This is a genomic window from Streptomyces crystallinus (assembly GCF_039521265.1).
In the GTDB taxonomy this organism is placed as follows: domain Bacteria; phylum Actinomycetota; class Actinomycetes; order Streptomycetales; family Streptomycetaceae; genus Streptomyces; species Streptomyces crystallinus.
On record NZ_BAAACA010000040.1, the window covers coordinates 20,469 to 45,859 of the forward strand.

Below are 25,391 nucleotides of genomic sequence, written 5' to 3' on the forward strand. Positions count from 1 at the left end.
CTGGCCCGGCCGATGGGTGGCGGCCATCGGAAGGATCGTTCGATCCTCCAAGGTCGACGTCCACTCTGCAAGACCCCGTTCACACACTGGACTGTTACGCCCCGGTAGCCAGGGGCGCCGCGGGCGGCGTCCCCCCGTGGGTCTCCCGGTACAGATACGCCCGCTCCAGGGCCGACCAGGTCGTGCTGGTCACCACGTACAGCGCGGCCGCCAGCGGCACGACCGCCACCGTGATCAGCGTGCCGAACGACATCAGCGGCATGAGCTTCGTCATCGCCTCCAGCCCGGGCACGCCCTCCTGCTGGTCGGCCGGCACCAGCGGCTGGGTGGCGAGCTGCCGCTTCGTACGCCGGTAGTTGAAGGCCGCGACCCCGGCGACGAAGACGAAGAGGGCCAGATAGACCAGGCCTTGGCCGCCTATGAGCCCGCCGTGGCCGAGGGCGTCCGCCCAGCGGCCGCGCAGCGGGGCCGAGAGCAGGGTGTGGTCGAGCAGGGTGGTGTGCCCGCCGCCGAAGCCGGAGTCGGAGAAGAGCTGGTAGAGGAGGAAGAAGGCGGGCAGCTGGAGCAGGCTCGGCAGACAGCCGGAGAAGGGTGAGACCTTCTCCGCCGCGTGCAGCTCGGCGACCGCCTTGCGCAGCCGCTCGGGGTCCTTGCGGTGCTTCTTGCGCAGCTCGGCGAGCTGCGGCTGGAGCTTGGCGCGGGCCTGTTGGCCCCGGGCCGCCTGCCGGGACAGCGGGTGCACGGCGAGCCGTACGAGCATGGTGAACAGCACGATCGCGGCGGCGGCCGCGGAGCCGTGGAAGAGCGGCTGGACGAGGTCGGCGAGACGCTCGACCAGACTGGCGAATACCTCGAATACGGACATGGAAAGCCTCCGGAGTCACGTCTGGGGGCGTGCGGACGCGGGAGCGCGGGAGCGCTGTTGGCGCTGTTGGCGCTGTTGGACCCGGCTGGTGCCCGGTGGTGTGCGTACGCGCGCGGGACAGAGCGGCGTGACGGCGTGGCGGAGGGCGGAGCTGCGGTGCGGCTCCGGGCCCCGGAAGGAGAGGGGAGCTGCGATGCGGCCCCCGAAGGAGGGGGCTGCTGCCCTACGCGGCCGTCAGGGCGAGGCGGCCGGGCGCTCGGGGCCTGGGCCGCCCGGAGGCGTCGGGATCGCGCTGCGGCAGGAAGGCGGTGCGCCGCTCGCGGTCCCGTATCGCGGTGCGTATGCGCGTACGCGGCACCTTGGGCACGGCCCGGGAGGCGAGCAGCGCGCAGACGACGAGGGCGGAGCCGGCCGCGGCGGTGGCGGCGAGGGCGACGGCGCCGGAGAGCGTGCCGCCGTCGAGGAGCAGAAGCTCGGCGAGGAGGAAGAGGAGCAGGGCGAAGGCGCAGCGAACGGACGCCATGCGGTTGCCGATCACGCTTCCCCACCCCCGTACACACATCTGCACACGCGCCCGAACTACAGAACGCCTGTCCGACTCCTGACTCTTCACGTTATACACGACGGCTCGGACAATCAGCACGGCCGCCCGGACGACCCACGTGGCCGCCCGGACGATCAACGCGGCCGCATCGAGGCGAGCTTGCCCCACACCACGAGCCGGTACCGGGAGGTGAACTCGGGGGTGCAGGTGGTGAGGGTGACGTAGTACCCGCGCTCGCCGTACCCGTACGCCGTACGGACGTCGCTTCGCGGTACGGGCGCGATCACTTGACCGTCCCGGGCGGAGGTCTGCGGCAGGGTCCGGTCCACCAGATAGATGAAAACGGCGTCCCGCGTCTCGACGACGATCCGGTCCCCCGGCCGGAGCCGGTCGAGACGGCGGAAGGGCTCGCCGTGGGTGTTGCGGTGCCCGGCTAGCGCGAAGTTCCCGGCCCGGCCGGGCTGCGCGGTGCCGGGGTAGTGCCCCACGTACCCCTTGTCGAGGACACCGCGCTTGCTGATGCCCTCGGCGATGGGGGCGATGACGCCGAGGGAGGGGAGCCGGAGGACGGCGTAGGCGCGGTGTTCCGGGGCGGAGTCGGGGTCGGGGCGGGGGCGGGGCGCGCGGGAGGGGGCCGGGGAGCCCGGGGCGGAAGGAGAATCCGGGCCGGACGGGGACGCGGGCTGGACGGCTCCGACCGGCGCGGAGCCACCGCCACCACCACTCCGCGCACGCTCCCCGCTCCCTCCCCACTCCCGTTCCAGGGTGCGCACGGTCTGCCGGGCCTCGTGCCGGGCCTCGCGGTTGGTCCACCAGAGCTGGTGGGCGACGAGGAGAAGGAGGACGAGCCCGAGGGTGACGACGGCTTCGGCGCCGGCCCAGAGGGTGCGGCCGAGGGGCCGGAAGCCAGGGCGGGTATGGGCGCCCGGGGCGCGTAGTGCGCGTACGAATGCGCGGGCGGCGCGTGCTGCGGACGCCCGCCACCGCGAGCGCCCCTGCACCACCACGGGTATCCGCACGCGCGCACCATAAGGGCTGCCTCGTCAACTCACCAGGGCCGGAACACCCCTCCGCTTGGACCCCGCACAGCAGTACGGTGTCCCTCATGCGCCCCGACACGCCTGCCGATCACACCGATCACACCGCCGAAGCCGAGCGTCTGCTGCGCACCGCAGCGCAGTACCCCGAGGACCACGAACCGCTGCTCCTCCAGGCCGCGGCCCACTTGGAGCTGGCCGGCGACCGCGAGCGAGCCACGACGCTCTACGACCGCCTGCTGTCCGCGGAGCCCGAGCACCCGGCCCTGATCAAGGCCTTCAAGGCGGCGAACCTCTGGGAGTACGGTCACGAGGCGGAGGCGCGGGCGATCATCGAGGGCATCCGCGGCTCGGCGCCGCGGGACCCGGCGCCGTGGGAGATCGTGGCGGAGACGCTGGAGACGCACGACGAGCTGGACGCGGCGCACGCGACCCTCACGACGGCGCTCACGCTCCTGCTGCCCGCCGACGACCCGACGGCGGACATCCCGTACCCCACCCAGTCGTTGCTGACGGCCCGCCACCGCGTACGCCGCCTGCTGGCGCTCCCCCACGACGCCTGGGACGAACTGGCGGACCGGCTGCACCGCGCCGAGATCACCCTGGACGAACTCCACGACCCCAAGCGCCTGTGGTCCCTGGGCTCGAACGACCCGGCGGAGCTCAAGGCCGAACTGGCGCGCCTGCGCACGGAGTTGGGCACCTATCGCGCGGCCCTGTCCCGCCCGTTCCCGGTGGCGGTCCTGCACTGGCCGTCCGCGGAACTGGACGAACTCCTCACGGCGTACCCCACCCTCTCCACGGAATACCCCACCCACGCGGCCCACCTCCTGGACATCGAGGCGTCCCTGCGCGAGCTCTCGGCAACAGGCACGGCAAACCTGGGAATCGTCACAGGCACAGTCCCGTCCTACGAGGCCTTCGCAGCATCAGAATCCTCGTCCCCATCAAACGCGGACCTGCTCCCCCAGTACGCAACGACGCTAGCGGCCCGCGGCCGAGCGGTGGCTTGGCCGCCTCGGCGGGGGGAGGGGTGCTGGTGTGGGTCGGGGCGGGGGTATGTGGAGTGTCATGGGGCGGCGTAGGACGTTCCCTTATCCCACGCCAGAGCCGGTGACTCGATTCGGCGGTCCACCAGGACCGCCTGCAGGCCCCCTGAAGCCGCCCATTAGCCTCGGACTGGACAGTTCGAACAGGCGCAGGAGGCACAGCATGGCCAAGGTTCCGGCAGCAGTGATTGCCGCGGGTGGGCTTGTGGGTGGGTATGCCACCGCTCGGTTTACCAAGAAGCGGCCGCTCGGTGGGGTGGCGCTCGCCGCCGCGGGGGCCGTCGCCGCGCGGGAGTGGAAGCAGGTCGCGGGGACCAAGGCCGCCGTCGGGCTCACCACGGCCTACGTCGCCGCGTTCGCCGGGTCGCACCCGCTCGCCAAGAAGGTCGGCGCCTGGCCGTCCGTGTTCGCCGTGGCCGGTGGGGTCGCCGCGGCCTCCTGGGCCGTCACGCGCAAGGCCGGCTGAGCCGCAGGCACCGGCCAGGTGCGGGCCCCGGTGGCGTCGGTTGCCGCACACCGGGCCCGCCCCGGAAAAATGTCCCGCCGATTCCGGGAACCATCTGAACGCCCCGGACGACTCGTACGTACGTAATAGTGCACACTGCGACTCCCCGCAGGATGGACCGGCTGGGCGCGTGGCCACGCAGAGCAGGGACAGGACTGCGGTCATGCGCCCAGCAGGGGACAACCGGGACAACCGGGGCAGCCGGGGCAGCCGGGGCAGTTCCCCCCTGGCCGTCCGGCCCGAGCCGCACCTCCCCGCTCGGCCGCCCGGGCCGCATGGGCCCCGCACCGCACCCGCGGCCCGGAAAAGCCCTACCCCCCGACCCCCCTCGCCACCGCAAAGATCACCAACCCGGCCAGCGCCCCCACCACCGTCCCGTTGATCCGGATGAACTGGAGGTCGCGGCCGATGTGGGCCTCGATCTTGCGGGAGGTGTCCGTCGCGTCCCAGGAACGGACCGTGTCCGTGATCAGGGACGTGATCTCCGAGCGGTATGTGTGCACCACGTACGCCGCCGCGTCCTGGACCCAGCCGTCCACCTTCGACTGGAGGCGGGTGTCCGTGGAGAGGCGGGCGCCCAGGGAGAGCAGGGAGGCCCTCGCCCGTAGACGCAGCTCGCTGCGTTCGTCCTCCGCCGCCGCGATGATCATCGAGCGGACCGAGGACCACGCCGACGCGATCACGTCCTGGATCTCGGGGCGGGCCAGCACGTCCGACTTCAGGCGCTCCACCTTCGCGCGCGTCTCCGTGTCGGACTGGAGGTCCGCCGCGAAGTCCGCCAGGAAGCGGTCCAGCGCCCCGCGCGCGGGGTGGGACGGCATGTCCCGCATCTCCGTGACGAAGCGGAGCAGCTCCTTGTAGACCCGCTCGCCGACCTTCTTGTCCACGAAGCGCGGGGTCCAGCCGGGGGCGCCGCCCTGGACCGCCTCCATCACCGAGTCCCCGTGCAGCACCAGCCAGTCGTGCGCCCTCGCGCACACCAGGTCCACCACCCGGCGGTGGCCGCCGTCCGCGACCACCTTCTCCAGGGTCTTGCCGATGCCCGGGGCGATCTCCGCCGCGTCCGCCCGGCGCGTGATCGCCTCACCCACCACCGCCTGGACGTCCGAGTCCCGCAGGACGGTGAGCGCGCCGCGCAGCGCCGTGGCCAGCTCCGACGTCACCCTGTCCGCGTGGGCCGGGTCCGCCAGCCAGGTGCCCAGCCGGGTGCCTATCCCCAGGGCGCCCAGCCGCGTGCGCACCACCTCGGGCGAGAGGAAGTTCTCCCCCACGAACGCGCCCAGCGACTCCCCCAGCTGGTCCTTCTTGTTCGGGATGATCGCCGTGTGCGGGATCGGGACGCCCAGCGGGTGGCGGAACAGCGCCGTCACCGCGAACCAGTCCGCCAGCGCGCCCACCATCCCGGCCTCCGCCGCCGCCGCGACATACGCCGCCCAGGAGCCCGCGCCGGCCCGGTCCGCCCAGGTGGCCAGGGCGAACACCAGCGCCACCAGGAGCAGCAGGCCCGTCGCCGTCGCCTTCATCCGCCGCACGCCCCGGCGCTTCTCCTCGTCCGCCGCCGTGTACGAGAACGCGGAGCTCAGAGCGACGGGCACCGCCGCCGGCGCCTCGCGCTCGCCCGTCCCGCCCGATCCACTACGTTCCATCGGCTCCGCCCGTCCACGCGCACGCTTCACCCCGTACGCCATCGTCCCTACCTGAGGGACTCCCGGGGCGCATGTCGAGTTCCCCGTACTGCCCCTCCCCATACGAACGGGTGAACGTCCGGGTGAACGTCAGCCCAGTTCCTTCCGGGCCCCGCCCTCGGCGGCGCGTTTCGCCGCCTTGCGCGCCTTCCGTTCCACCCCGATGCCGCCCATCAGCGCGAACCCGGTCACCGTCACCCTCGGCGAACCCGGCGTGCCCTCACCCGTCGCCCGGTCGCCGAAGCCGCCCATCAGGCCGAAACCGCGCACCCTCACCGTCAGCTCGGGCGGGACCGTCACGCCCATGCCGCCCATGACCGTGAAGCAGCGGATCTCCGTCTCGGCGGACTCGAAGCGGGCCTCGCGCAGGTCGATCTCGCCGCCGCCCCACATCGCGAACGCGGTGAACTTCCGGCCGACCGTCCACGTACCCCGGCGGTTGAACCCGCCCCAGAAGGCGAAGGCGCCCCGTGAGGTGGCCGGGCCGCCGATCCGCGACCGCCAGTCGACGGCTCCGGAGGCCTCGGGGGCGGACGGGGCCGGCGGGCGCGCGCCGGGCGTCGGCAGGTCGCGTACCAGCGGCGCCAACTCCCCGTGCGTACGCGCCTTGTACGCCGCGTCCAGACGCTCCTCGAACTCCTCCATGTCGAGCCGGCCCTCCGCGACCGCCTCCCGCAGCGCCTCCGCCACCCGCTCGCGCTCCGCGTCCGACGCCCGCATCTCCGGGAGACCCGCTCCCGAAGCCCCCGATGGTTCACTCGTCATACCGCCAGCCTAATGAAGGCCCCGGTCGGCGTACATCCGAGCGATCACCGACTCGATGTCCGGCTCCCGTACGGACAGGTCCACCAGCGGATAGCGCTCGGCGATCCGCGCCACCAGCGGCGCCGCGGAGGCAGTGGCCGGGAACGCCAGCCACTGCCGGGGCCCCTCGACCCGCACCACGCGCGCGTGGTCGAGCTCGATCGGCGCATGCTCGCGCTCCAGGTCGACCACCAGGGTGCGCTCGCTGCCGCCGGCCTCGTGCAGCCCGGCCAGCGCGCCGTCGTACACCAGCCGACCGTGGTCGATCACCATCACGCGCTTGCAGAGCTGCTCGATGTCGGTCAGGTCGTGGGTCGTCAGAAGCACTGTGGTGCCGCGCTCCGCGTTCAACTCGCGCAGGAAGGTGCGTACTTTCGCCTTGCTGACCACGTCCAGGCCGATGGTCGGCTCGTCCAGGTAGAGCACCTCCGGGTCGTGCAGCAGGGCCGCCGCGATGTCGCCGCGCATCCGCTGGCCGAGCGAGAGCTGGCGTACGGGCACGTCCAACAGCTCGCCCAGGTCCAGGAGTTCGACGCAACGGTCCAGGTTCGCGCGGAAGCGGTCGTCGGGGATGCGGTACATGCGGTGGGCCAGGCGGTACGAGTCGTACAGCGGCAGGTCCCACCAGAGCGTGGTGCGCTGGCCGAAGACCACGCCGATGCGGCGGGCCAGCCGGGTGCGCTCGCGCGAGGGGTCCAGGCCCGCCACCCGCACCCGGCCGCCGCTCGGGGTGAGGATGCCGGTGAGCATCTTGATGGTGGTGGACTTCCCGGCGCCGTTGGGGCCGATGTAGCCGACCATCTCGCCGCGCGGCACCGAGAAGGTGATCCCGTCCACCGCTCTGACCTGTGCCCGCTCGCGCCGCAGCCGCCGCCCGTTCTTGCGGCGCACCTCGAAGACCTTCTCGACGCCGTCGAGCCGGATCACCTCGGCCGTCATCTCCCTCGTGACTTCGCTCGTCATCGTCCTCCTCGCCCTCTGTGTCAGCTTCCCGTGCTCCGGTACGCCCGCAGGCCCGCCCGCCACGCGAGCCCGGCCAGCGCGCAGCAGCCCACCGCCACCAGCGGCGGCGCGAACGCCAGCCAGCCCGGCAGGTCCAGCGGATAGGGCCGCCCCAGCACGTACATCGAGGGCAGCCAGTTGACGAAGGCCAGCGGGACCACGAAGGTCACCCCGCGCACCAGGTCCTTGGCGAAGACCGTGGGCGGGTACTGGACCATCTGGTTCCCTCCGTACGTGAAGGAGTTCTGCACCTCCGAGGCGTCCTGCGCGACGAACTGGAAGGCGCCGCCCGCCACGAAGACCGAGGCGAAGACGGCGGCGCCGCTCAGCAGCATCAGCGGGATCAGCAGCACCCGCAGCGGCGTCCAGTGGATGTCCAGCGTCAGCAGCGCGTAGCCGAGCACCAGGAGGCCCTGGGTGATCCGGCCCAGGCGGCGCAGTGCGAAGCGGTCGGCCGCGACCTGGGCGAGCACCGGCACCGGGCGCACCAGGAGCGTGTCGAGCGTCCCGTCGCGCACCCGGCGCCCCAGCCGGTCCATCGACCCCATCACCAGGTCCGCGAGCCCGAACGCGGCACCCGACGCGCCGTACAGGAACGCCACTTCGGGCAGGGTGTAGCCGCCCAGCGCGTCGATGTGCGCGAACATCAGCAGGATCGCCACGAAGTCCAGGCCGGTGGCCGCGAAGTTGCCGAGCGCCGTCAGCAGGAAGGACGCCCGGTAGGCGAGGGTGGAGCGGATCCACATGCCGGCGATCAGACGGTACGCGCGCACGCCCTCGGCGGCGGCGCGCAGCCGCCCCGCGGGCGCCCGGCCCTCCCCGAGCGCCGTCTCGGCCACCACCTCAGCCACCCTGCACCACCACCCTCCGTGTCGCCGCCGCCTGGAGCAGCCGCCCGGCGCCGAGCAGCAGCGCCGCCCAGCCGAGCTGGAACGCGTACGCCCTGGCCAGGCCCCAGCCCGTATGGCGGCCCAGCAGGACGTCGGCCGGGATCTGGAGCAGCGCCGACCAGGGCAGCGCCCGGGCCACCTCGCCGAGCGTGCCGGGGAAGACGTTGAGCGGCAGCAGCATCCCGGAGAAGAACACCCCGCACAGCCAGGCGATCTGCGCCGCGCCCGCCCCGTCGAGCAGCCAGAACGCGGAGAGCGCCACCAGATAGCGGATCGAGAAGCTCACGACCACGCCGAGGAGGACGGCGAGCAGGAACGCCAGCCAGGTCCCGGGGTTCGCGGGCAGCGCCAGGTCGAAGGCGAGCGCGCCGAACGCCAGCGGGACCAGTCCGCGCCCCAGGAGGTGGAAGGCGGCCCGGCCCACGTCGCCCGCCAGCCACCACAGTTGGAGGTCGGCGGGGCGGTAGAGGTCGATCGCGATGTCACCCGTACGGATGCGTTCGACGAGCTCGTCCTCGAAGCCGCCCCCCATCATGGCGACCGTCATGATGAGCGCCTGTCCGAGCCACACATAGGTCAGTGCCTCGGCCTGGTCGTAGCCGCCCAGACGAGGGCGGACGTTCCACAGGGCCATATAGGTGTACGCCATGATCACACCGAAGACGGTGTTGGTGAACACCCCTGCCGCCGTGGCGATCCGGTACGCCGTATGGCGTCGGAACCCACCTGCGGCCACGACCGCGTAGAGCCGCACTACGCCACCTCCCCGTCCGGTCCGTGTATGAAGGGGCCCTGCCCGACCGCGCGCGCAGGCGTCACGGCCGGGGTGCCAAAGCGCCCGACCCTAGTGCGCTGCGGCGACCGGGCGCGACGGCTTTTCGGTGGCCGGGCGTGCAATATGGGCGTACAACGCGAATCACCCGATACAGCGCAGTGGCGAGAGAGACATGAGCGACGACGAGCAGCCAGCCCGGCCCCGTCATCAGGGCTGGGCCCCCCGGGACCTCAGCGCCACGGGCCCGGCGGCCGCCACCGGCCCGGACGCCTCCGCCGCGCCCGGCGACGGCGCTCGGGGCCCGGACGGGACGGCCGCCGAAGGCGAAGACGAAGGCCAGGGCGAAGGCCGGGGCGACGGCTCCGGCAAAGGCAAGAAGAAGCGGCCCAAGCGGACCGGCTGGCGGCGCCTCGTCCCCACCTGGCGGATGGTGCTCGGCGCCGTCCTCCTCGTCGCCCTGCTGCTCATCGGCGGCTTCGTCGCCGGCTACACCCTCGTCCACATCCCGCCCGCCAACGCCACCGCGACCGCCCAGTCCAACGTCTTCCTCTACGCCGACGGCAGCCAGCTCGCCCGGGACGGCGAGATCAACCGCGAGAACGTGCGGCTCGCCCAGATCCCCCTCACCGTCCAGCACACCGTGCTCGCCGCCGAGGACCGCGACTTCTACTCCGAACGGGCGGTCGACCCCAAGGCGATGGTCCGTGCCGCCTGGAACACCCTCACCGGCAAGGGCAAGCAGTCCGGCTCCACCATCACCCAGCAGTACGTGAAGAACTACTACCTGGGCCAGGAGCAGACCATCAGCCGCAAGGTGAAGGAGTTCTTCATCGCGATCAAGCTGAACCGCGAGGTCAGCAAGTCCGACATCCTGGAGGGCTACCTCAACACCAGCTACTTCGGCCGCAACGCCTACGGCATCCAGGCCGCCGCGCAGGCCTACTACGGCAAGGACATCGAGAAGGTCACCACCGCCGAGGGCGCCTATCTGGCCTCGCTGCTCAACGCCCCCAGCGCGTACGACGTGGTGGCGCACCCGGAGAACAAGGCGAAGGCCGTGGCGCGCTGGAACTACGTCATGGACGGCATGGTCAAGAAGAAGTGGCTGCCACCGGCCGAGCGGGCCGCCGCCACCTTCCCGGTGCCGGGCAAAGCGCGGCCCGCGGCCGGGATGGCCGGACAGCGCGGCTATGTGGTCGAGGCGGTCAAGGACTATCTGACCAGCAACGACATCATTGACGAGAACACCCTGGCCAAGGGCGGATACCGGATCACCACCACGCTCCAGAAGGCCAAGCAGGACGCCTTCGTGGCCGCCGTCACCGACAAGGTGATGTCCCAGGTGAGCGCGGAGCGCAAGGTCGACCGCAACGTCCGCGTCGGCGGCGCCTCCATCGACCCCGACAGCGGCAAGGTGCTCGCGATGTACGGGGGCGTCGACTACACCAAGCAGTACGTCAACAACGCGACCCGGCGCGACTACCAGGTCGGCTCCACCTTCAAGCCGTTCGTGTTCACCTCGGCCGTGGAGAACGGCTCCAAGACGCAGGACGGGCGCCCCATCACGCCCAACACCGTCTACGAAGGCGCCAACAAGCGCTTCGTGCAGGGCTGGTCGGGCACCCCGTACAACCCCGCGAACGAGGACGACAAGTCGTACGGACCGCTGACCGTGCGGTCCGCCACCGACCTCTCGGTCAACGCGGTGTACGCCCAGATGGCCGTGGACGTCGGCCCCAAGAACGTCCGCGGCACCGCCGTCGACCTCGGCCTCCCCTCCAGCACCCCCGACATGCCCAACGGCCCCTCCATCGCGCTCGGCACCGCGACCGCCTCCGTCCTGGACATGACCCAGGCGTACGCGACACTCGCCAACCACGGCAAGCACGGCACGTACACGATGGTCGAGTCCGTCACCAAGGACGGCGAGAAGGTGGACCTGCCCGCACAGGACGACAAGCAGGCCGTCCCGCGCGAGGCCGCCGACACCACCACCTCGATCCTGCAGAGCGTGGTGGAGGGCGGCACCGGTACGGCCGCACAGGCCTCCGGCCGTACCGCGGCGGGCAAGACCGGCACCGCCGAGGACGACAAGGCGGCCTGGTTCGCGGGCTACACGCCCGATCTGGCGACCGTGGTCGCGGTGATGGGCCAGGACCCCGACACGGCCGCCCAGAAGCCGCTGTACGGGGCGCTCGGCCTGCCCCGGATGAACGGCGGCGGGCCGCCCGCGCAGGTGTGGGCGCAGTACACGGCGCGGGCGCTCAAGGGCACCGAGCCGCAGGACTTCGACCTCCAGCTCCAGGAGGGCGCCTCCGTGCCGCCGCCGGTCGAGACCCAGGCGCCCAACCCGGACACCCCCAACCCGCCCGGCCAGACCGAGGGCCAGGACCAGGGCCAGACCCAGGGGCAGACCCAGGGCCGGACCCAGGGCGGCACGACCAACGGCGGCCCCACCAACGGCGGGACGACGACCGGCGGGACGACCGGGGACACCACCGGAGGCACCACGACCACCGGCGGCACGACCGGCGCCACCACCGGCGGACCGACCGACGGAGGCACCACCACGGGCGGCACCACCGACGGCGGCGCCACCGGAGGAGCCACCGACGGCGGGCCCACCAGCGGTGGCACCACGGCGGGCACGGAGGGCGGGCCCACGACGGGCGAGACGACCACGGGCACGACGGCCGGCGGCGCCGACCGCCCACGGCGCCAGCCGCGTCCGCGGTGATCTCCGGCTAGTGGCCCGAGGTGGCCTTGAGACCGACCACGGCCACCAGCAGCAGACAGACGAAGAAGATCCGGGCGGCGGTCGCGGGCTCACCGAGCACCACCATGCCGAGCACCGCCGCCCCGGCCGCGCCGATGCCCACCCACACCCCGTAGGCGGTGCCGATGGGCAGGGTCTTGGCGGCCTGCGAGAGCAGCAGCATCGAGGCGACGATCCCGGCGCCGGTGAGCAGACTGGGCCCCAGCCGGGTGAAACCGTCGGTGTACTTCATCCCGATCGACCAGCCCACTTCGAGCAGACCGGCGACGACGAGCAGGACCCAGGCCATGACAGACACCTCCGCGAGACGTACGCGCGCGTACACCTCGTACGCGCGGGGGTGCGTCGTCTTGTCGTAACCCGGTACGACGCGTCTCGTCGGGGTGCCTCCACGGTAGCAAAGGGCAGCGGAAAGGGCTGGTGACGACGGTCACCAGCCCTTTGCGCCGACTGTTCGCCGACTGTTCGGGGACTCAGAGATACAGGCCGGTCGAGTCCTCGGACACCCGCTCCGAGGCGACGGCGTGCAGATCGCGCTCACGCATCAGTACGTAGGCGATGCCGCGCACCTCGACCTCGGCGCGGTCCTCGGGGTCGTACAGCACCCGGTCGCCCGGCTCGACGGTCCGGACGTTCTGGCCGACCGCGACCACCTCGGCCCAGGCCAGCCGCTTGCCGACGGCGGCGGTGGCCGGGATGAGGATGCCGCCGCCGGAACGCCGTTCGCCCTCGGGTGTGTCGGACCGGACCAGCACGCGGTCGTGGAGCATCCGGATGGGCAGCTTGTCGTGGGTGTTCTCGCTCACGGACCGAACCTACCTGCCCCGGCCCCCGGCGTATGCCGAAGGGCCGGGGAAGGGGGCCCGCAGGGGCCACAGGGGCCGCAGGAGCCGCACAGGGGGCTCGTACGGGTCAGCCGCGCCGCTTGCGCGTCGACGACATGGCGAGCAGCCCCACCAGCCCCACGGCGAGCAGCGCGACCGGCAGGATGCGCTCCACGCGCGGCGCGCCCTCCTCGTTCACGAACTGGGCCTTCACGTCCGAGACGGTCCGGTTGACCGCGACGAAGGCCCGGCCGGCCGTGCGGTCCACGGTCGAGGCGACCTTCGCCTTGGCGTCACCGACGATCGTGGACGGGTGCAGCCGCACACCGATCTCGTCGAGCGTCACCGCGAGCTGGTCGCGGCGGCTCCTGATGTCCGCCTCGATCTGCGCAGGGGTCCTGGCTTCCGACACTGCGCCGCCTCCGTCTGTTCGGGTGGGGTATATGGGTATCCGTCATCGACAGTCTGTCAGCTCTGCCGCCGAAGCACTGTCACAGGCCCCCATTAGGCTCTCCTGGAGTACGCCCACCCCGTTCCCCGTTCCCCGTTCCTTCCGGAGGAAGATCCCATGAGCGAGCGACTCGTCCCCGGCGACACCGCCCCCGCCTTCACCCTGCCCGACGCGGACGGCAACGAGGTCTCGCTCGCGGACCACAAGGGCCGCAAGGTGATCGTGTACTTCTACCCGGCCGCCCTCACCCCCGGCTGCACCAAGCAGGCCTGCGACTTCACGGACAACCTGGAGCTGCTGGCCGGCGCGGGCTACGACGTCATCGGCGTCTCCCCCGACAAGCCGGAGAAGCTGGCGAAGTTCCGCGAGAAGGAGTCCCTCAAGGTCACCCTGGTCGGCGACCCGACGAAGGAGGTCCTGGAGGCGTACGGGGCGTACGGCGAGAAGAAGCTGTACGGCAAGACGGTGACCGGCGTCATCCGCTCCACGGTGGTGGTGGACGAGGAGGGCAAGGTCGAGCGGGCGCTGTACAACGTGAAGGCGACGGGGCACGTGGCGAAGATCATCAAGGACCTGGGGATCTGAGCCCTCCCCTGGTCACGCCATGGGGAACGGCCCGTGCCGCGCGTATGCGGTGCGGGCCGTTCCGCATTTCGGGCATGACTGTCCGATTAGCGGTTCGTTGTCGAGAACCTGCAGTCCCTCTGCCCCAACTGCCATGCGATCACTAGCGCCTGGGTGCAGAGGAGGCCGTCGGCGAGGCCCGTAATGGCGCCTCTCCCCACCGGCGGTCGGGTCTGCCCAGTACAGTAGGGGCGCGGTACACGCGCCCGTACGCCAAGGGCTGAGCGGCGATCTTTAGGTGGTCGTGTTTGTCGGTTCGAATCCGACCGGGCGCACCCAAGCAAGGGTCCGGTTCGCGCACTCCGCGAGCCGGACCTCGCCGTACCGGCCTCAGCCCAGCAGTTCCCGCACCACCGGCACCAGCGCCCGGAACGCCTTCCCCCGGTGGCTGATCGCGTTCTTCTCCGCCGCCGTGAGCTCCGCGCAGGTGCGGGTCTCGCCGTCGGGCTGGAGGATCGGGTCGTAGCCGAAGCCGCCGGTGCCTGCGGGGGTGTGGCGGAGGGTGCCCGGGAGGCGGCCCTCGACCACGCGTTCCGTGCCGTCAGGGAGGGCCAGGGCCGCCGCGCAGGCGAAGTGGGCCGCGCGGTGTTCGTCCGCGATATCGCCGAGCTGGGCCAGGAGCAGGTCCAGGTTGGCCTTGTCGTCGCCGTGGGTGCCGGACCAGCGGGCGGAGAAGATGCCGGGGGCGCCGTTGAGTACGTCCACGCACAGGCCCGAGTCGTCGGCGACGGCGGGCAGGCCCGTGGCCTGGGCCAGGGCGTGGGCCTTGAGGAGGGCGTTCTCGGCGAAGGTGACGCCGGTCTCCTTGACGTCGGGGATCTCCGGGTACGCGTCGGCACCGACCAGTTCGTGGGGCAGTCCGGCGTCCGCGAGGATCGCGCGGAGCTCGGTGATTTTGCCGGCGTTGCGGGTGGCGAGGATCAGGCGGGTCATGCGCCCAGTATCGCCGGGCGCGCCACTCGTCACGGTGTGCAGACCTTGCCGACTTCCTTCGCCGCGTCCTTGACGGGGCTGATGTCCGGCGTGTTGTCGCCGTTCTTGATCGCCGTACGGACGTTGCCGACCGCCTTGTTGAGGTTGTCGACCGCCTTGGAGAGGTCGGCGTTGTCCGTCTTCTTCTTCAGAGACGACAGGTTGTTGTCGATGTCGTTGAGGGCCTGGTCCGCCTGGGCCGGGTTGTCGGTGGCGTTGGACACCGCGCGTCCGAGGTCGTCGACGCTGGAGGCGATCGCGTCGGCCGTCTGGACGCAGTCCAGCGCCTTGCTGACCGCGCTGCACCCTACGGCGGCGGGCAGGGCGAGGGCCGCGGTGGCGGTGGCGAGTGCGAGGGCGCGGCGGCGGCTTCGGCGCATGGACGGGTCCTCCCCGGGTGTACGGACGGGCGTACGGTTCGGCCCGTACGCCCGTGTCGGTAGGGACGCGGGGAGCGGCCCTCTTGGTTGCCTCTTTACTCGCCGGGTGTCCGGTTCACTTGCCGGGTGTCCGGTCTACTCGCCGAGCGTGCGGCCCAGCGCCTCGACCTGGAGCGCGGCGAGGTCGGCGCAGCCGCCGGTGGCGAGGTCGAGCAGCGCGTTGAGCTCCTTGCGGTCGAACGGCTCGGCCTCGGCGGTGCCCTGGACCTCGACGAAGCGGCCGTCGCCGGTGCAGACGACGTTCATGTCGGTCTCGGCGCGGACGTCCTCCTCGTAGCAGAGGTCGAGGAGGGGAGTGCCGTCGACGATGCCGACGGAGACGGCGGCGACGGTGCCGGTCAGCGGCTGGCGGTTGGCCTTGACCAGCTTCTTGTTCTGGGCCCAGCTGACCGCGTCGGCGAGGGCGACGTACGCGCCGGTGATGGCGGCGGTGCGGGTGCCGCCGTCGGCCTGGAGGACGTCGCAGTCGAGGACGATGGTGTTCTCGCCGAGGGCCTTGTAGTCGATGACGGCGCGCAGGCTGCGGCCGATGAGGCGGGAGATCTCGTGGGTGCGGCCGCCGATCTTGCCGCGTACGGACTCGCGGTCGCCGCGGGTGTTGGTGGAGCGCGGCAGCATCGAGTACTCGGCGGTCACCCAGCCCTCGCCGCTGCCCTTGCGCCAGCGGGGGACGCCTTCGGTGACGGAGGCGGTGCAGAAGACTTTGGTGTCGCCGAAGGAGATGAGGACGGAGCCCTCGGCGTGCTTGCTCCATCCTCGGTCGATGGTGACGGGGCGGAGCTGGTCGGGGGTGCGGCCGTCGATACGAGACATGCCCCGAGCGTAGCTCGTGGGCGTCTCGCTCCTGGGGGCATGTCCCCCGGCCCCCCCCTTCCGGGCTTCGCCCTGGAAACCCCTCGTTCGTCTGCGGACCGTGGTGGGTTGCTCGCGCAGTTCCCCGCGCCCCTGGAAACCCTCGTTCGGCTGCGGGTCGTGGCCGCTTCTCGCGCAGTTCCCCGCGCCCCTAGGTCGGTCGGCGCAGTCGGAGAACTTGGCTCGGCCGTAGTCCTTTAGGGGCGCGGGGAACTCTCAGCAACCTGCTGCGCCGCGGCAGTGAGGGTCACATCATGTCTTCGATGTCCGCCGCGATCGGGTCCGCGTCCGTGCCGATCACGACCTGGATCGCCGTGCCCATCTTGACGACGCCGTGCGCGCCCGCGGCCTTCAGCGCGGCCTCGTCGACCTTGCTCGGGTCGATGACCTCGGTGCGGAGGCGGGTGATGCAGCCCTCGACCTCTTCGATGTTCTCGATACCGCCGAGCCCGGCGACGATCTTCTCAGCCTTGCTGGCCATGTCTGTCTCCCAGTTCTTTCAAAGAACGCTGTGGCGGCGCACCGCTCGTCCAGCCGACGGCAGTTCCGCGGTTCCGCGGGTTCCGCTTTGTCACCGTAACGCACGTTTGGCCCAGTTACGCGAGCGAGCCCCCGCGCGCTGGCCAAGGATGGCGATCACCGGTACCGCGCCCGTGCGGCCAGGCTCCGGACGATACCGCAACTGGTCTACACCAGTGTGCAACGCGCCCCGGAACTGGCTTGTTCCGACGAGATGGACGAGACGGACGGGACGTACGGGCCGGACGGGACGGACGAGACGGAGGGGCGCCGATGAGCGCGAACAGCGCGGCCGTGGACCGGCCGAAGTGGTGGAACGGTGCGTTCCAGAACCTCCAGAAGATGGGGCGCAGCCTCCAGCTGCCGATCGCCGTCCTGCCCGCCGCCGGAATCCTCAACCGGCTCGGCCAGCCCGACGTCTTCGGCAAGGACGGCCTCGGCTGGACCGATGTCGCCAAGGTGATGGCCGGCGCGGGCGGCGCGCTGCTCGACGCCAACATCGGCCTGCCCCTGCTGTTCTGCATCGGCGTCGCCATCGGCATGGCCAAGAAGGCGGACGGCTCCACCGCGCTCGCCGCCGTGGCCGGATTCCTCGTCTACTACAACGTGCTGCACCAGTTCCCCAAGGACTGCGCCGCCGGGGCCAAGGTGATCTCGGCGGGGTGCCAGGCCGCCGACGGGACCGTGGCGGCCTTCTCGTACCAGAATCCCGGGGTCTTCGGCGGCATCGTGATGGGCCTGCTCGCCGCCTGGTTCTGGCAGCGCTACCACCGGGTCAAGCTGGTCGACTGGCTGGGCTTCTTCAACGGCCGCCGGCTCGTCCCCATCATCATGTCGTTCGTCGCCATCGCCTTCGCCGCGCTCTGCCTGTGGATCTGGCCGCCGATCGGTGACGCGCTGGAGAGCTTCAGCGACTGGCTGGTGGGCCTGGACGCCTGGGGCTCGGGCATCTTCGGCGTCGCCAACCGCGCGCTGCTCGTCATCGGTCTGCACCAGTTCCTCAACGTGCCCATCTGGTTCCAGTTCGGCAGCTTCACCAAGCCGGACGGGACCGTCGTCCACGGTGACATCAGCATGTTCCTGGCGGGCGACAAGGACGCGGGCCAGTTCACCACCGGCTTCTTCCCCATCATGATGTTCGCGCTCCCGGCGGCCGCCCTGGCGATCACCCACTGCGCCAAGCCGCACCGCCGCAAGCAGGTGGGCGGGCTGATGCTGTCGGTCGGCCTGACGTCGTTCGTCACCGGCATCACCGAGCCGATCGAGTACTCGTTCCTCTTCATCGCGCCGGTGCTGTACGCGATCCACGCGCTGCTCACCGGTGTCTCGATGGCGGTGAGCTGGGCGCTGGGCGTCAAGGACGGCTTCAGCTTCTCGGCCGGGCTGATCGACTACGTCATCAACTGGAACCTGGCGACCAAGCCCTGGCTGATCATTCCGATCGGTCTGGTCTTCGCGGCCGTCTACTACGTGATCTTCCGGTTCGCGATCACCAAGTTCGACCTCCAGACGCCCGGCCGCGAGCCGGAGGAACTGGAGGAGGAGATCGAGCGGGAGAACACGAAGTAGACCGCCCGGAACACGAAGCAATAACGGCGGGATAACCAAGCGGTGGCGGCACCGAGGCCTCGGACCCCAGGGTCCGGGGCCTTTGTCCGTCATGCCGGAATGCGTGGTTCAGCACACAGAAATTGCAGGTTCCTTATCTAACCCTCACCGTGCTACAACTGGTCTACACCACTCAATGGTGTAGACCACGCGGGCTTCACCGCGTTCCCCCCTTGAGACGCCGCCGTCCCCCCGTACTTTTCCATGTCCCCGGGCGGCGCCTTGCCAACTGGAGGAAGTTGATGAGTACGGATACCGCTACGGCGGCGCCCGCGAAGAAGCGGGGTGCCGGCCTGTTCCAGGGTCTGCAGAAGGTCGGCCGCAGCCTTCAGCTGCCGATCGCCGTACTGCCCGCCGCGGGCATTCTGCTCCGCCTCGGACAGCCCGATGTGTTCGGCAAGGACGGCCTCGGCTGGGGGAAGGTCGCCACGGTCTTCTCGACCGCCGGTGACGCGGTCTTCGCCAATCTGCCGCTGCTGTTCTGCGTCGGTATCGCGATCGGTTTCGCCAAGAAGGCCGACGGCTCGACCGCGCTCGCCGCCCTGGTCGGCTTCCTGGTCTACAAGAACGTGCTCACCGCGTTCCCGGTGTCCGACGCCGTGGTCAACACCACCGCCAACAAGGGTGTCGACGTCGCCGCGACGTACAACGACCCCAAGGTGTTCGGCGGCATCGTGATGGGCCTGCTGGCCGCCGTCATCTGGCAGAAGTACCACCGCACCAAGCTCGTCGACTGGCTCGGCTTCTTCAACGGCCGCCGGCTCGTCCCGATCATCATGGCCTTCGTCGGCACCGCCATGGGCGTGCTGTTCGGCCTGGTCTGGGAGCCGATCGGTGACGTCATCACCAACTTCGGCGAGTGGATGACCGGTCTCGGCGCCGTCGGCGCGGGCATCTTCGGTGTCGTCAACCGCGCACTGCTGCCGATCGGTATGCACCAGTTCGTGAACACGGTCGCCTGGCAGGAGATCGGCGACTTCAAGGACTCCGCCGGCACGGTGTGGCACGGCGACCTGCCGCGCTTCTTCCACGGCGACCCGACCGCCGGCCAGTTCATGTCCGGCTTCTTCCCGATCATGATGTTCGCCCTGCCGGCCGCCGCCCTGGCGATCACGCACTGCGCCCGCCCCGAGCGCCGCAAGGCCGTCGGCGGCATGATGATCTCGCTCGCGCTGACCTCGTTCGTCACCGGCATCACCGAGCCGATCGAGTTCGCGTTCATGTTCATCGCGCCGGTCCTGTACGTGATCCACGCCGTCCTGACCGCCGTCTCGATGGCCGTCACCTGGGCGCTGGGCGTGCACCACGGCTTCAGCTTCTCCGCCGGAGCGATCGACTACATCCTGAACTGGAACCACGCGACCAAGCCCTGGATGATCATCCCGATCGGTCTGGTCTTCGCGGCGATCTACTACGTGGTCTTCCGCTTCGCGATCACCAAGTTCAACCTCACCACCCCGGGCCGTGAGCCCGAGGAGGAGATCGAGGACCTGACGAAGGCGTAAGCCGAACGGGTTACACGATGATGCGAGAGGGCCCCCGGAGCCGATCGGTTCCGGGGGCCCTTCGCGTACGCGCGTACGGACGCCGCTCAGACCTCGTACACCGCGCCCGGCGCCGCCAGCTCCACCGGGCCGTCGTACGCCGCGCGGGCGTCGGCCAGGTTGACCTCGCCGTCGGTCCACGGCGGGATGTGGGTCAGGACCAGCCGGCCGACCTCGGCGCGGGCGGCGTGCTCGCCGGCCTCGCGGCCGTTGAGGTGGAGGGCCGGGATGTCCTCCTTGCCGTGGGTGAAGGACGCCTCGCACAGGAACAGGTCGGCGCCCTCGGCGAGCTCGTGCAGGGCCTCGCAGACGCCGGTGTCGCCCGAGTACGTGAGGGCCGCGCCGCCGTGTTCGATGCGGAGGCCGTACGCCTCGACGGGGTGGCAGACCCGCTCGGCGCGGACCGCGAAGGGGCCGATGTCGAACGAGCCGGACTTCAGGGTGTGGAAGTCGAACACCTCGCTCATCGAGGAGCTGGACGGCGTGTCCGCGTACGCCGTGGTGAGGCGCTGCTCGGCGCCCTCCGGCGCGTACACCGGCAGGGGCGCGCAGCGTCCGCCCTCGTGCCGGTAGTACCGGGCGACGAAGTAGCCGCACATGTCGATGCAGTGGTCGGCGTGCAGATGGCTGAGGAAGATCGCGTCGAGGTCGTAGAGACCGATGTGGCGCTGCAGCTCGCCCAGGGCGCCGTTGCCCATGTCGAGGAGCAGCCGGAAGCCGTCGGCCTCGACGAGGTAGCTCGAACAGGCCGATTCCGCGGACGGGAACGACCCGGAGCAGCCGACGACGGTGAGCTTCATGGAGCGTGAACCTCCGGGAGCGGCAAGGGGACGGGGGTGGCGGCGGGAGGTCGTGCGGTCCGTCGAGCGTAAGGCGCCACGCTGCCGGTCGCTCCTCAGTGGCGGGCCGTTGTGGGGGAACTCACCTGCGCTGTCACCGGTTCGGGCGGAGTGCGGGCGGCGTGCGCGCGGGGGGTGTGCCGCCGGGTAACGTCTGCGGTATGGACACGTCCTGGTGGCTCGCGGTGATCGCCGTGGTGGTGGTCGCGCTGGGGGCCGCGGTGGTGGACGGGCGGGGGCGCGCCCGTCCTCGGCCCGCGCGGCCCACGCGGCCCGGGGGGCGCGTTCGGCCGCCCGGGCGACCCGGTCCCCGGCGGGCGCCCAAGCGGCGGCCCCAGCCGGGTGAGATCTGGTGGGCGGAGGTTCCGTACGAGGACGGGCCCGGGTCGAAGGACCGGCCCTGTCTGGTGCTGTCCGTACGCGGGGACAGCGTGCTCGTCGCGAAGATCACCAGCAAGTTCCACGAGGAGCGGGCCGGGGTGATTCCGTTGGCGCCGGGGGCGGTGGGGGATGCGCGGGGGCGGCCGAGCTTTCTGGAGACGGATGAGTTGCGGGATGTGGGGGTGTGGGAGTTTCGGCGGCGGGTGGGGGTTGTTGACCCGACGGTGTGGGACCAGGTCCGTTACCTGGCGGGTTGACCCCCCCACCCCGCCCCTTCCCCAAACCCTCCGGGGGTGGGTGGGGGTGAAGGCGGCTCTCCCGGGGCTACGCCCCGGCCCCCTTGGCGGGGCCTGCGGCCCCTGCACCCTGCTGCGCGTTCGTCTGCGGCCCGGTGGGGGCTGGTCGCGCAGTTCCCCGCGCCCCTAAAAGCCTGTGGCCGAGCTGGAATTTCCGGCTACGCCCGAGTACCTGAGGGGCGCGGGGAACTGCGCGAGAAGCGACCACCGGGCCGCGGACAAACGACGGTTTCCAGGGGCGCGGGGAACTCGCCGGACGAACCGGACTACCTAGGGGCGCGGGGAACTGCGCGAGCAACCGGCCACTCACCCGCAGACAAAGACCGGGCACAAGAAGGGGCGCGGGGAACTGCGCGAGCGACCACCCACTCAGCCGCAGACAAAGACCGGGCACAAAACTACGCCCAGAGCTGGCCCTGGAGTGTCGCGATCGCTTCCTCCGTCGTCTCCGCCGTGTAGACCCCGGTCGACAGGTACTTCCAGCCCCCGTCCGCCACCACGAACACGATGTCCGCCGAGGTGCCCGCCTTGACGGCCTTGCGGCCGACGCCGATCGCCGCGTGCAGGGCCGCGCCGGTGGAGACGCCCGCGAAGATCCCCTCCTCCTGGAGGAGTTCCCGGGTGCGGGTGACCGCGTCGGCCGAGCCCACCGAGAAGCGGCTGGTCAGGACCGACGCGTCGTACAGCTCGGGGACGAAGCCCTCGTCCAGGTTGCGCAGCCCGTACACCAAGTCGTCGTAGCGCGGCTCGGCCGCGACGATCTGGACGCCGGGCACGCGCTCGCGCAGATAGCGGCCGACCCCCATCAGCGTGCCCGTGGTGCCCAGGCCCGCCACGAAGTGGGTGATCGAGGGGAGGTCGGAGAGGATCTCGGGGCCGGTCGTGGCGTAGTGCGCGCCCGCGTTGTCGGGGTTGCCGTACTGGTAGAGCATCACCCACGACGGGTTCTGGGCCGCCAGCTCCTTGGCGACCCGTACCGCCGTGTTGGAGCCGCCCGCCGCCGGGGACGGCACGATCTGGGCGCCCCACATCTTCAACAGGTCGCGGCGCTCCTGCGAGGTGTTCTCGGGCATCACGCAGACGATGCGGTACCCCTTGAGCTTCGCCGCCATCGCCAGCGAGATGCCCGTGTTGCCGCTGGTCGGCTCCAGGATGGTGCAGCCCGGCGTCAACCGGCCCGCCTTCTCGGCCTGTTCGATCATATGGAGCGCGGGGCGGTCCTTGACCGAGCCGGTCGGGTTGCGGTCCTCCAGCTTCGCCCAGATGCGGACGTCGTCCGAGGGGGACAGCCGGGGCAGCCGGACCAGCGGGGTGTTGCCGACCGCGGCGAGGGCGGAGTCGTAGCGCATGACGGCGTTCGGCCTCAGACCATGCCGCCGGCCACGGCCGGCAGGATCGTGACGCTGTCGCCGTCCGACAGCTCGGTGGAGATGCCCGCGAGGAAGCGGACGTCCTCGTCGTTGAGGTAGACGTTCACGAAGCGGCGCAGCTCGCCGCCGGAGGCCTCGTCGACCAGGCGCTCGCGGATGCCGGTGTGGCGGGTCTCCAGGTCGGCGAAGAGGTCGGCGATGGTCGCGCCGCTGCCTTCGACCGCCTTCGCGCCGTCGGTGTAGGTGCGGAGGATGGTCGGGATGCGGACCTCGATGGCCATGGCGTGGGCTCCTGTCGGGAGTCGAAAAGGAAGGGAAGAGCGAGGGCGCGCGGCCGGCGGGGCGCTGCGGCGGGCGGGGCGTACGGGGTGGTGCGCGCGGTTCAGGCCGCGCCGCGGCGCGGACACATCGCGCTCGCCAGGCGGCACAGGTCGACGTGCAGGCGCGCCACGAGCAGGGGGCTGCTCGGCTTCTCTTCGCTCACGTCGTGGGGAACCATGCGGTCATCGTATCGATTCCCGGTCCGTTTTCCGGAGTGTGATCTCAAATGGCGGACCGGCTTGGCTCAGCATGTGAGCGACGGGAGGGAAGGGGTCCGCGCCGCGCGCCCCTGTGTGCAGCTCGGTACGCCGATGTCCAGCTCAGTACGCCGGTACGACCTCGACCTCTTCCTCCTCGATGACCCCGTCCACGATCCGGTACGAGCGGAACTGGAAGTCCCCGAGGCCGTCCGTGTCCGCCGTGGACACCAGGACGTAGTGGGCGCCGGGCTCGTTGGCGTACGTCACGTCGGTGCGCGAGGGGTAGGCCTCGGTCGCCGTGTGCGAGTGGTAGACGATCACCGGCTCCTCGTCGCGGTCGTCCATCTCGCGGTAGAGCTTCAGCAGGTCCTGCGAGTCGAACTCGTAGAACGTGGGCGAGCGGGCCGCGTTGAGCATCGGGACGAACCGCTCGGGGCGGCCGGTGCCGGCCGGGCCGGCGACCACGCCACACGCCTCGTCGGGGTGGTCGGCGCGGGCGTGCGCGACGATCTGGTCGTAGAGGGCCTGGGTGAGGGTCAGCATGAGCGCAAGGATAAGCAGACGGGCCGCCCCGTACCGAGGAGTGGTACGAGACGGCCCGAATGGTGAGATCCCCGCGATGGCGAGAGCTCTCAGGTGGTCACGAGGGGGTCACGAGCGCTTGGCGAACGCCTTGTTGTCGGGGTTGCGCGCCTTGAGGACCAGGTACGAGACGCCCAGGATCAGGCCCCACAGCGGGGCGCAGTACAGGGAGACCCGGGAGTCCTTGTCGACGCCCATCATCACGATGACCATGAAGATGAACAGCAGCGCGAACCAGCTGGTGAACGGGGCGCCCGGGGCCTTGAAGGTGGACTGGGGCAGCTCGCCGCGGTCGGCCTTGGCGCGGTAGCGGATCTGGCAGACCAGGATCATGATCCAGGCCCACATGCCGGAGATGGTGGCGAAGGAGACGACGTAGTCGAAGGCCTTGCCCGGCGCCTTGTAGTTGATCCAGACGCCCACCAGCATCAGCGCGGCCGAGACCGTGGTGCCGATCAGCGGGGTGCCGCTCTTGGTCAGCTTGGTGAAGAACTTCGGGCCCTGGCCGTTGAGCGCGAGGTCGCGCAGCATACGGCCGGTGGAGTACATGCCCGAGTTGCAGGAGGACAGCGCGGCCGTCAGGACGACGAAGTTGACGACGGCGGCGCCGACGCCGAGGCCCATCTTCTCGAAGGCGGCGACGAAGGGGCTCACGCCCGGCTGGAACTCGTGCCACGGGACGACCGAGAGGATCATGATCAGGGCGCCGATGTAGAAGACGGCGATGCGCCACGGCACGGTGTTGATGGCCTTGGGCAGGGTCTTCTCGGGGTCCTTGGACTCGCCCGCGGTGACACCGACCAGCTCGACGGCGAGGAAGGCGAACATCACGATCTGGAGCGTCATCAGCGTGCCGCCGATGCCCTTGGGGAAGAAGCCGCGGTCGTTCCAGAGGTTGGCGACGGTGGCGGTGTCGGCGGCGTCGGAGAAGCCGACGGTGAGGATGCCGGCGCAGATCAGGATCATGCCGACGATGGCCGTCACCTTGACCATCGAGAACCAGAACTCCAGCTCTCCGAAGAGCTTCACCGAGATCAGGTTCACCGCGTACAGGATGAGCGTGAAGACCAGCGCGTACAGCCACTGCGGGACGTCGTTGTGCGTCCAGAAGGCCATGTACTGGGCGGCGGCGGTGACCTCGGTGATGCCGGTGACGACCCAGAAGAGCCAGTACGTCCAGCCGGTCACGAAGCCCCAGAACGGGCCGACGAACTCACGGGCGTACTCCGAGAAGGAGCCCGAGACCGGGCGGTACATGAGCAGCTCGCCCAGCGCCCGCATGATGAAGAAGATGACCAGGCCCGCGATCGCATAGGCCAGGATGAGGCTGGGGCCGGCCTTCGAGATGGCCTTGCCCGCGCCCAGGAAGAGCCCGGTGCCGATGGCTCCGCCGATCGCGATCATCTGGATCTGGCGGGCGCCGAGGCCCCGCTGGTACCCCTCGCCCTCGGCCGCGCCGTGGGCGGTCCCCACGGCCTCATTGCCGGAGCGGTCGTCCTGCTTGTCGACCTGCGCTGAGGTCATGGTGGTGCGCCTTTCTCCATGCCGACCCGCCCGCTTCGGTCGTCGAAGCCGCGGATCAGGTCCTGATCCCCCCGGATGTGAATGGAGTGCCACCGGCGGTCAGCCGGTCCCA

At 70.8% G+C, this 25,391-nt stretch carries 28 protein-coding genes, 1 tRNA gene and 1 riboswitch; of the genes, 8 read left to right on the forward strand and 21 right to left on the reverse strand.

The window, feature by feature from the left end; translation table 11 throughout:
* Positions 1–94: 94 nt before the first annotated feature.
* The 3 genes from ABD236_RS28370 to ABD236_RS28380 all read right to left on the reverse strand — a co-directional run bounded on the left by ABD236_RS28370 (position 95) and on the right by ABD236_RS28380 (position 2,428).
* Positions 95–865 (reverse strand): YidC/Oxa1 family membrane protein insertase, encoded by a 771-nt coding sequence (locus ABD236_RS28370; protein ID WP_344078422.1) that lies wholly within the window; start codon positions 863–865, stop codon positions 95–97.
* 223 nt (positions 866–1,088) lie between these two features.
* Positions 1,089–1,388: a DUF6412 domain-containing protein gene (locus ABD236_RS28375; protein WP_344078495.1), complete on the reverse strand. Its 300-nt coding sequence runs from the start codon at positions 1,386–1,388 to the stop codon at positions 1,089–1,091.
* A gap of 155 nt (positions 1,389–1,543) precedes the next feature.
* Positions 1,544–2,428: a class E sortase gene (locus ABD236_RS28380; protein ID WP_344078424.1), complete on the reverse strand. Its 885-nt coding sequence runs from the start codon at positions 2,426–2,428 to the stop codon at positions 1,544–1,546.
* A gap of 86 nt (positions 2,429–2,514) precedes the next feature.
* Here ABD236_RS28380 and ABD236_RS28385 point away from each other — a divergent pair, with 86 nt between their 5' ends.
* Positions 2,515–3,531, forward strand: coding sequence for an SEC-C domain-containing protein (locus ABD236_RS28385; protein ID WP_344078426.1), 1,017 nt, complete (start codon positions 2,515–2,517; stop codon positions 3,529–3,531).
* Positions 3,532–3,658: 127 nt separating this feature from the next.
* Complete coding sequence (locus tag ABD236_RS28390) at positions 3,659–3,961, forward strand: hypothetical protein (RefSeq protein ID WP_344078428.1); 303 nt, start codon at positions 3,659–3,661, stop codon at positions 3,959–3,961.
* A gap of 350 nt (positions 3,962–4,311) precedes the next feature.
* Here ABD236_RS28390 and ABD236_RS28395 read toward each other — a convergent pair whose 3' ends face one another.
* From ABD236_RS28395 to ABD236_RS28415, 5 genes are all read right to left on the reverse strand, one after another.
* A complete protein-coding gene (locus tag ABD236_RS28395) occupies positions 4,312–5,646 on the reverse strand; it encodes a DUF445 domain-containing protein (RefSeq protein ID WP_344078430.1) in 1,335 nt (444 codons plus the stop codon).
* Positions 5,647–5,775: 129 nt separating this feature from the next.
* The gene (locus ABD236_RS28400) at positions 5,776–6,405 is read right to left on the reverse strand and encodes a DUF1707 SHOCT-like domain-containing protein (protein WP_344078497.1); all 630 of its coding nucleotides are present in this window, start codon (positions 6,403–6,405) and stop codon (positions 5,776–5,778) included.
* Between the two features lie 54 nt (positions 6,406–6,459).
* Positions 6,460–7,452 carry an ABC transporter ATP-binding protein gene (locus tag ABD236_RS28405; protein WP_425543980.1) on the reverse strand — a complete coding sequence of 331 codons (993 nt, stop codon included), beginning with the start codon at positions 7,450–7,452 and terminating at the stop codon, positions 6,460–6,462.
* A gap of 20 nt (positions 7,453–7,472) precedes the next feature.
* Positions 7,473–8,342, reverse strand: coding sequence for an ABC transporter permease (locus tag ABD236_RS28410; protein ID WP_425543981.1), 870 nt, complete (start codon positions 8,340–8,342; stop codon positions 7,473–7,475).
* Entirely contained in the window at positions 8,335–9,135 is an 801-nt protein-coding gene (locus ABD236_RS28415) for an ABC transporter permease (protein WP_344078432.1), read from the reverse strand. The genes ABD236_RS28410 and ABD236_RS28415 overlap by 8 nt, the downstream gene beginning before the upstream one ends.
* A 193-nt stretch (positions 9,136–9,328) precedes the next feature.
* On the opposite strand from ABD236_RS28415, the gene ABD236_RS28420 reads away from it, so the two are divergent.
* The gene (locus ABD236_RS28420) at positions 9,329–11,893 is read left to right on the forward strand and encodes a transglycosylase domain-containing protein (RefSeq protein ID WP_344078434.1); all 2,565 of its coding nucleotides are present in this window, start codon (positions 9,329–9,331) and stop codon (positions 11,891–11,893) included.
* 7 nt (positions 11,894–11,900) lie between these two features.
* Here ABD236_RS28420 and ABD236_RS28425 read toward each other — a convergent pair whose 3' ends face one another.
* The 3 genes from ABD236_RS28425 to ABD236_RS28435 all read right to left on the reverse strand — a co-directional run bounded on the left by ABD236_RS28425 (position 11,901) and on the right by ABD236_RS28435 (position 13,168).
* Positions 11,901–12,221: a DMT family transporter gene (locus tag ABD236_RS28425; protein ID WP_344078436.1), complete on the reverse strand. Its 321-nt coding sequence runs from the start codon at positions 12,219–12,221 to the stop codon at positions 11,901–11,903.
* 50 nt (positions 12,222–12,271) lie between these two features.
* Positions 12,272–12,336: riboswitch (guanidine-III (ykkC-III) riboswitch) on the reverse strand.
* Positions 12,337–12,405: 69 nt separating this feature from the next.
* The gene (locus ABD236_RS28430) at positions 12,406–12,738 is read right to left on the reverse strand and encodes a GroES family chaperonin (RefSeq protein WP_067159470.1); all 333 of its coding nucleotides are present in this window, start codon (positions 12,736–12,738) and stop codon (positions 12,406–12,408) included.
* Positions 12,739–12,844: 106 nt separating this feature from the next.
* Entirely contained in the window at positions 12,845–13,168 is a 324-nt protein-coding gene (locus ABD236_RS28435; protein ID WP_344078439.1) for a DUF3618 domain-containing protein, read from the reverse strand.
* Between the two features lie 156 nt (positions 13,169–13,324).
* Between ABD236_RS28435 and bcp the strand changes: the two genes are divergently transcribed.
* Together bcp and ABD236_RS28445 are read left to right on the forward strand one after the other, a co-directional pair.
* Positions 13,325–13,792, forward strand: coding sequence for a thioredoxin-dependent thiol peroxidase (bcp, locus tag ABD236_RS28440; protein WP_344078441.1), 468 nt, complete (start codon positions 13,325–13,327; stop codon positions 13,790–13,792).
* Positions 13,793–14,033: 241 nt separating this feature from the next.
* A tRNA-Leu gene (locus tag ABD236_RS28445) sits at positions 14,034–14,106 on the forward strand.
* A 55-nt stretch (positions 14,107–14,161) separates the two neighbouring features.
* Here the strand turns inward: ABD236_RS28445 and rdgB are convergent.
* The 4 genes from rdgB to ABD236_RS28465 form a co-directional block, all read right to left on the reverse strand.
* Complete coding sequence (rdgB, locus tag ABD236_RS28450) at positions 14,162–14,764, reverse strand: RdgB/HAM1 family non-canonical purine NTP pyrophosphatase (protein ID WP_344078443.1); 603 nt, start codon at positions 14,762–14,764, stop codon at positions 14,162–14,164.
* A 29-nt stretch (positions 14,765–14,793) separates the two neighbouring features.
* A complete protein-coding gene (locus tag ABD236_RS28455) occupies positions 14,794–15,183 on the reverse strand; it encodes a hypothetical protein (RefSeq protein WP_344078445.1) in 390 nt (129 codons plus the stop codon).
* A gap of 135 nt (positions 15,184–15,318) precedes the next feature.
* Complete coding sequence (rph, locus tag ABD236_RS28460; RefSeq protein WP_344078447.1) at positions 15,319–16,056, reverse strand: ribonuclease PH; 738 nt, start codon at positions 16,054–16,056, stop codon at positions 15,319–15,321.
* Between the two features lie 286 nt (positions 16,057–16,342).
* Positions 16,343–16,576: a PTS sugar transporter subunit IIB gene (locus ABD236_RS28465; RefSeq protein ID WP_018517946.1), complete on the reverse strand. Its 234-nt coding sequence runs from the start codon at positions 16,574–16,576 to the stop codon at positions 16,343–16,345.
* A gap of 311 nt (positions 16,577–16,887) precedes the next feature.
* On the opposite strand from ABD236_RS28465, the gene ABD236_RS28470 reads away from it, so the two are divergent.
* Together ABD236_RS28470 and ABD236_RS28475 are read left to right on the forward strand one after the other, a co-directional pair.
* The gene (locus ABD236_RS28470; RefSeq protein WP_344078453.1) at positions 16,888–18,183 is read left to right on the forward strand and encodes a PTS transporter subunit EIIC; all 1,296 of its coding nucleotides are present in this window, start codon (positions 16,888–16,890) and stop codon (positions 18,181–18,183) included.
* 281 nt (positions 18,184–18,464) lie between these two features.
* A complete protein-coding gene (locus tag ABD236_RS28475; protein WP_344078455.1) occupies positions 18,465–19,727 on the forward strand; it encodes a PTS transporter subunit EIIC in 1,263 nt (420 codons plus the stop codon).
* Positions 19,728–19,813: 86 nt separating this feature from the next.
* Here the strand turns inward: ABD236_RS28475 and ABD236_RS28480 are convergent, their stop codons facing one another.
* Positions 19,814–20,566: an MBL fold metallo-hydrolase gene (locus tag ABD236_RS28480; RefSeq protein WP_344078457.1), complete on the reverse strand. Its 753-nt coding sequence runs from the start codon at positions 20,564–20,566 to the stop codon at positions 19,814–19,816.
* A gap of 200 nt (positions 20,567–20,766) precedes the next feature.
* Between ABD236_RS28480 and ABD236_RS28485 the strand changes: the two genes are divergently transcribed.
* Entirely contained in the window at positions 20,767–21,243 is a 477-nt protein-coding gene (locus ABD236_RS28485) for a type II toxin-antitoxin system PemK/MazF family toxin (RefSeq protein ID WP_344078459.1), read from the forward strand.
* Between the two features lie 437 nt (positions 21,244–21,680).
* On the opposite strand, the gene ABD236_RS28490 is transcribed toward ABD236_RS28485, so the two are convergent.
* From ABD236_RS28490 to ABD236_RS28510, 5 genes are all read right to left on the reverse strand, one after another.
* A complete protein-coding gene (locus tag ABD236_RS28490) occupies positions 21,681–22,631 on the reverse strand; it encodes a PLP-dependent cysteine synthase family protein (RefSeq protein WP_344078461.1) in 951 nt (316 codons plus the stop codon).
* A gap of 14 nt (positions 22,632–22,645) precedes the next feature.
* Positions 22,646–22,933 carry a MoaD/ThiS family protein gene (locus ABD236_RS28495; protein ID WP_344078463.1) on the reverse strand — a complete coding sequence of 96 codons (288 nt, stop codon included), beginning with the start codon at positions 22,931–22,933 and terminating at the stop codon, positions 22,646–22,648.
* Between the two features lie 101 nt (positions 22,934–23,034).
* Positions 23,035–23,151, reverse strand: coding sequence for a putative leader peptide (locus ABD236_RS28500; RefSeq protein ID WP_344078465.1), 117 nt, complete (start codon positions 23,149–23,151; stop codon positions 23,035–23,037).
* 142 nt (positions 23,152–23,293) lie between these two features.
* Entirely contained in the window at positions 23,294–23,716 is a 423-nt protein-coding gene (locus tag ABD236_RS28505) for a M67 family metallopeptidase (protein WP_344078467.1), read from the reverse strand.
* 108 nt (positions 23,717–23,824) lie between these two features.
* Complete coding sequence (locus tag ABD236_RS28510) at positions 23,825–25,279, reverse strand: amino acid permease (RefSeq protein ID WP_344078469.1); 1,455 nt, start codon at positions 25,277–25,279, stop codon at positions 23,825–23,827.
* Positions 25,280–25,391 lie beyond the last annotated feature (112 nt).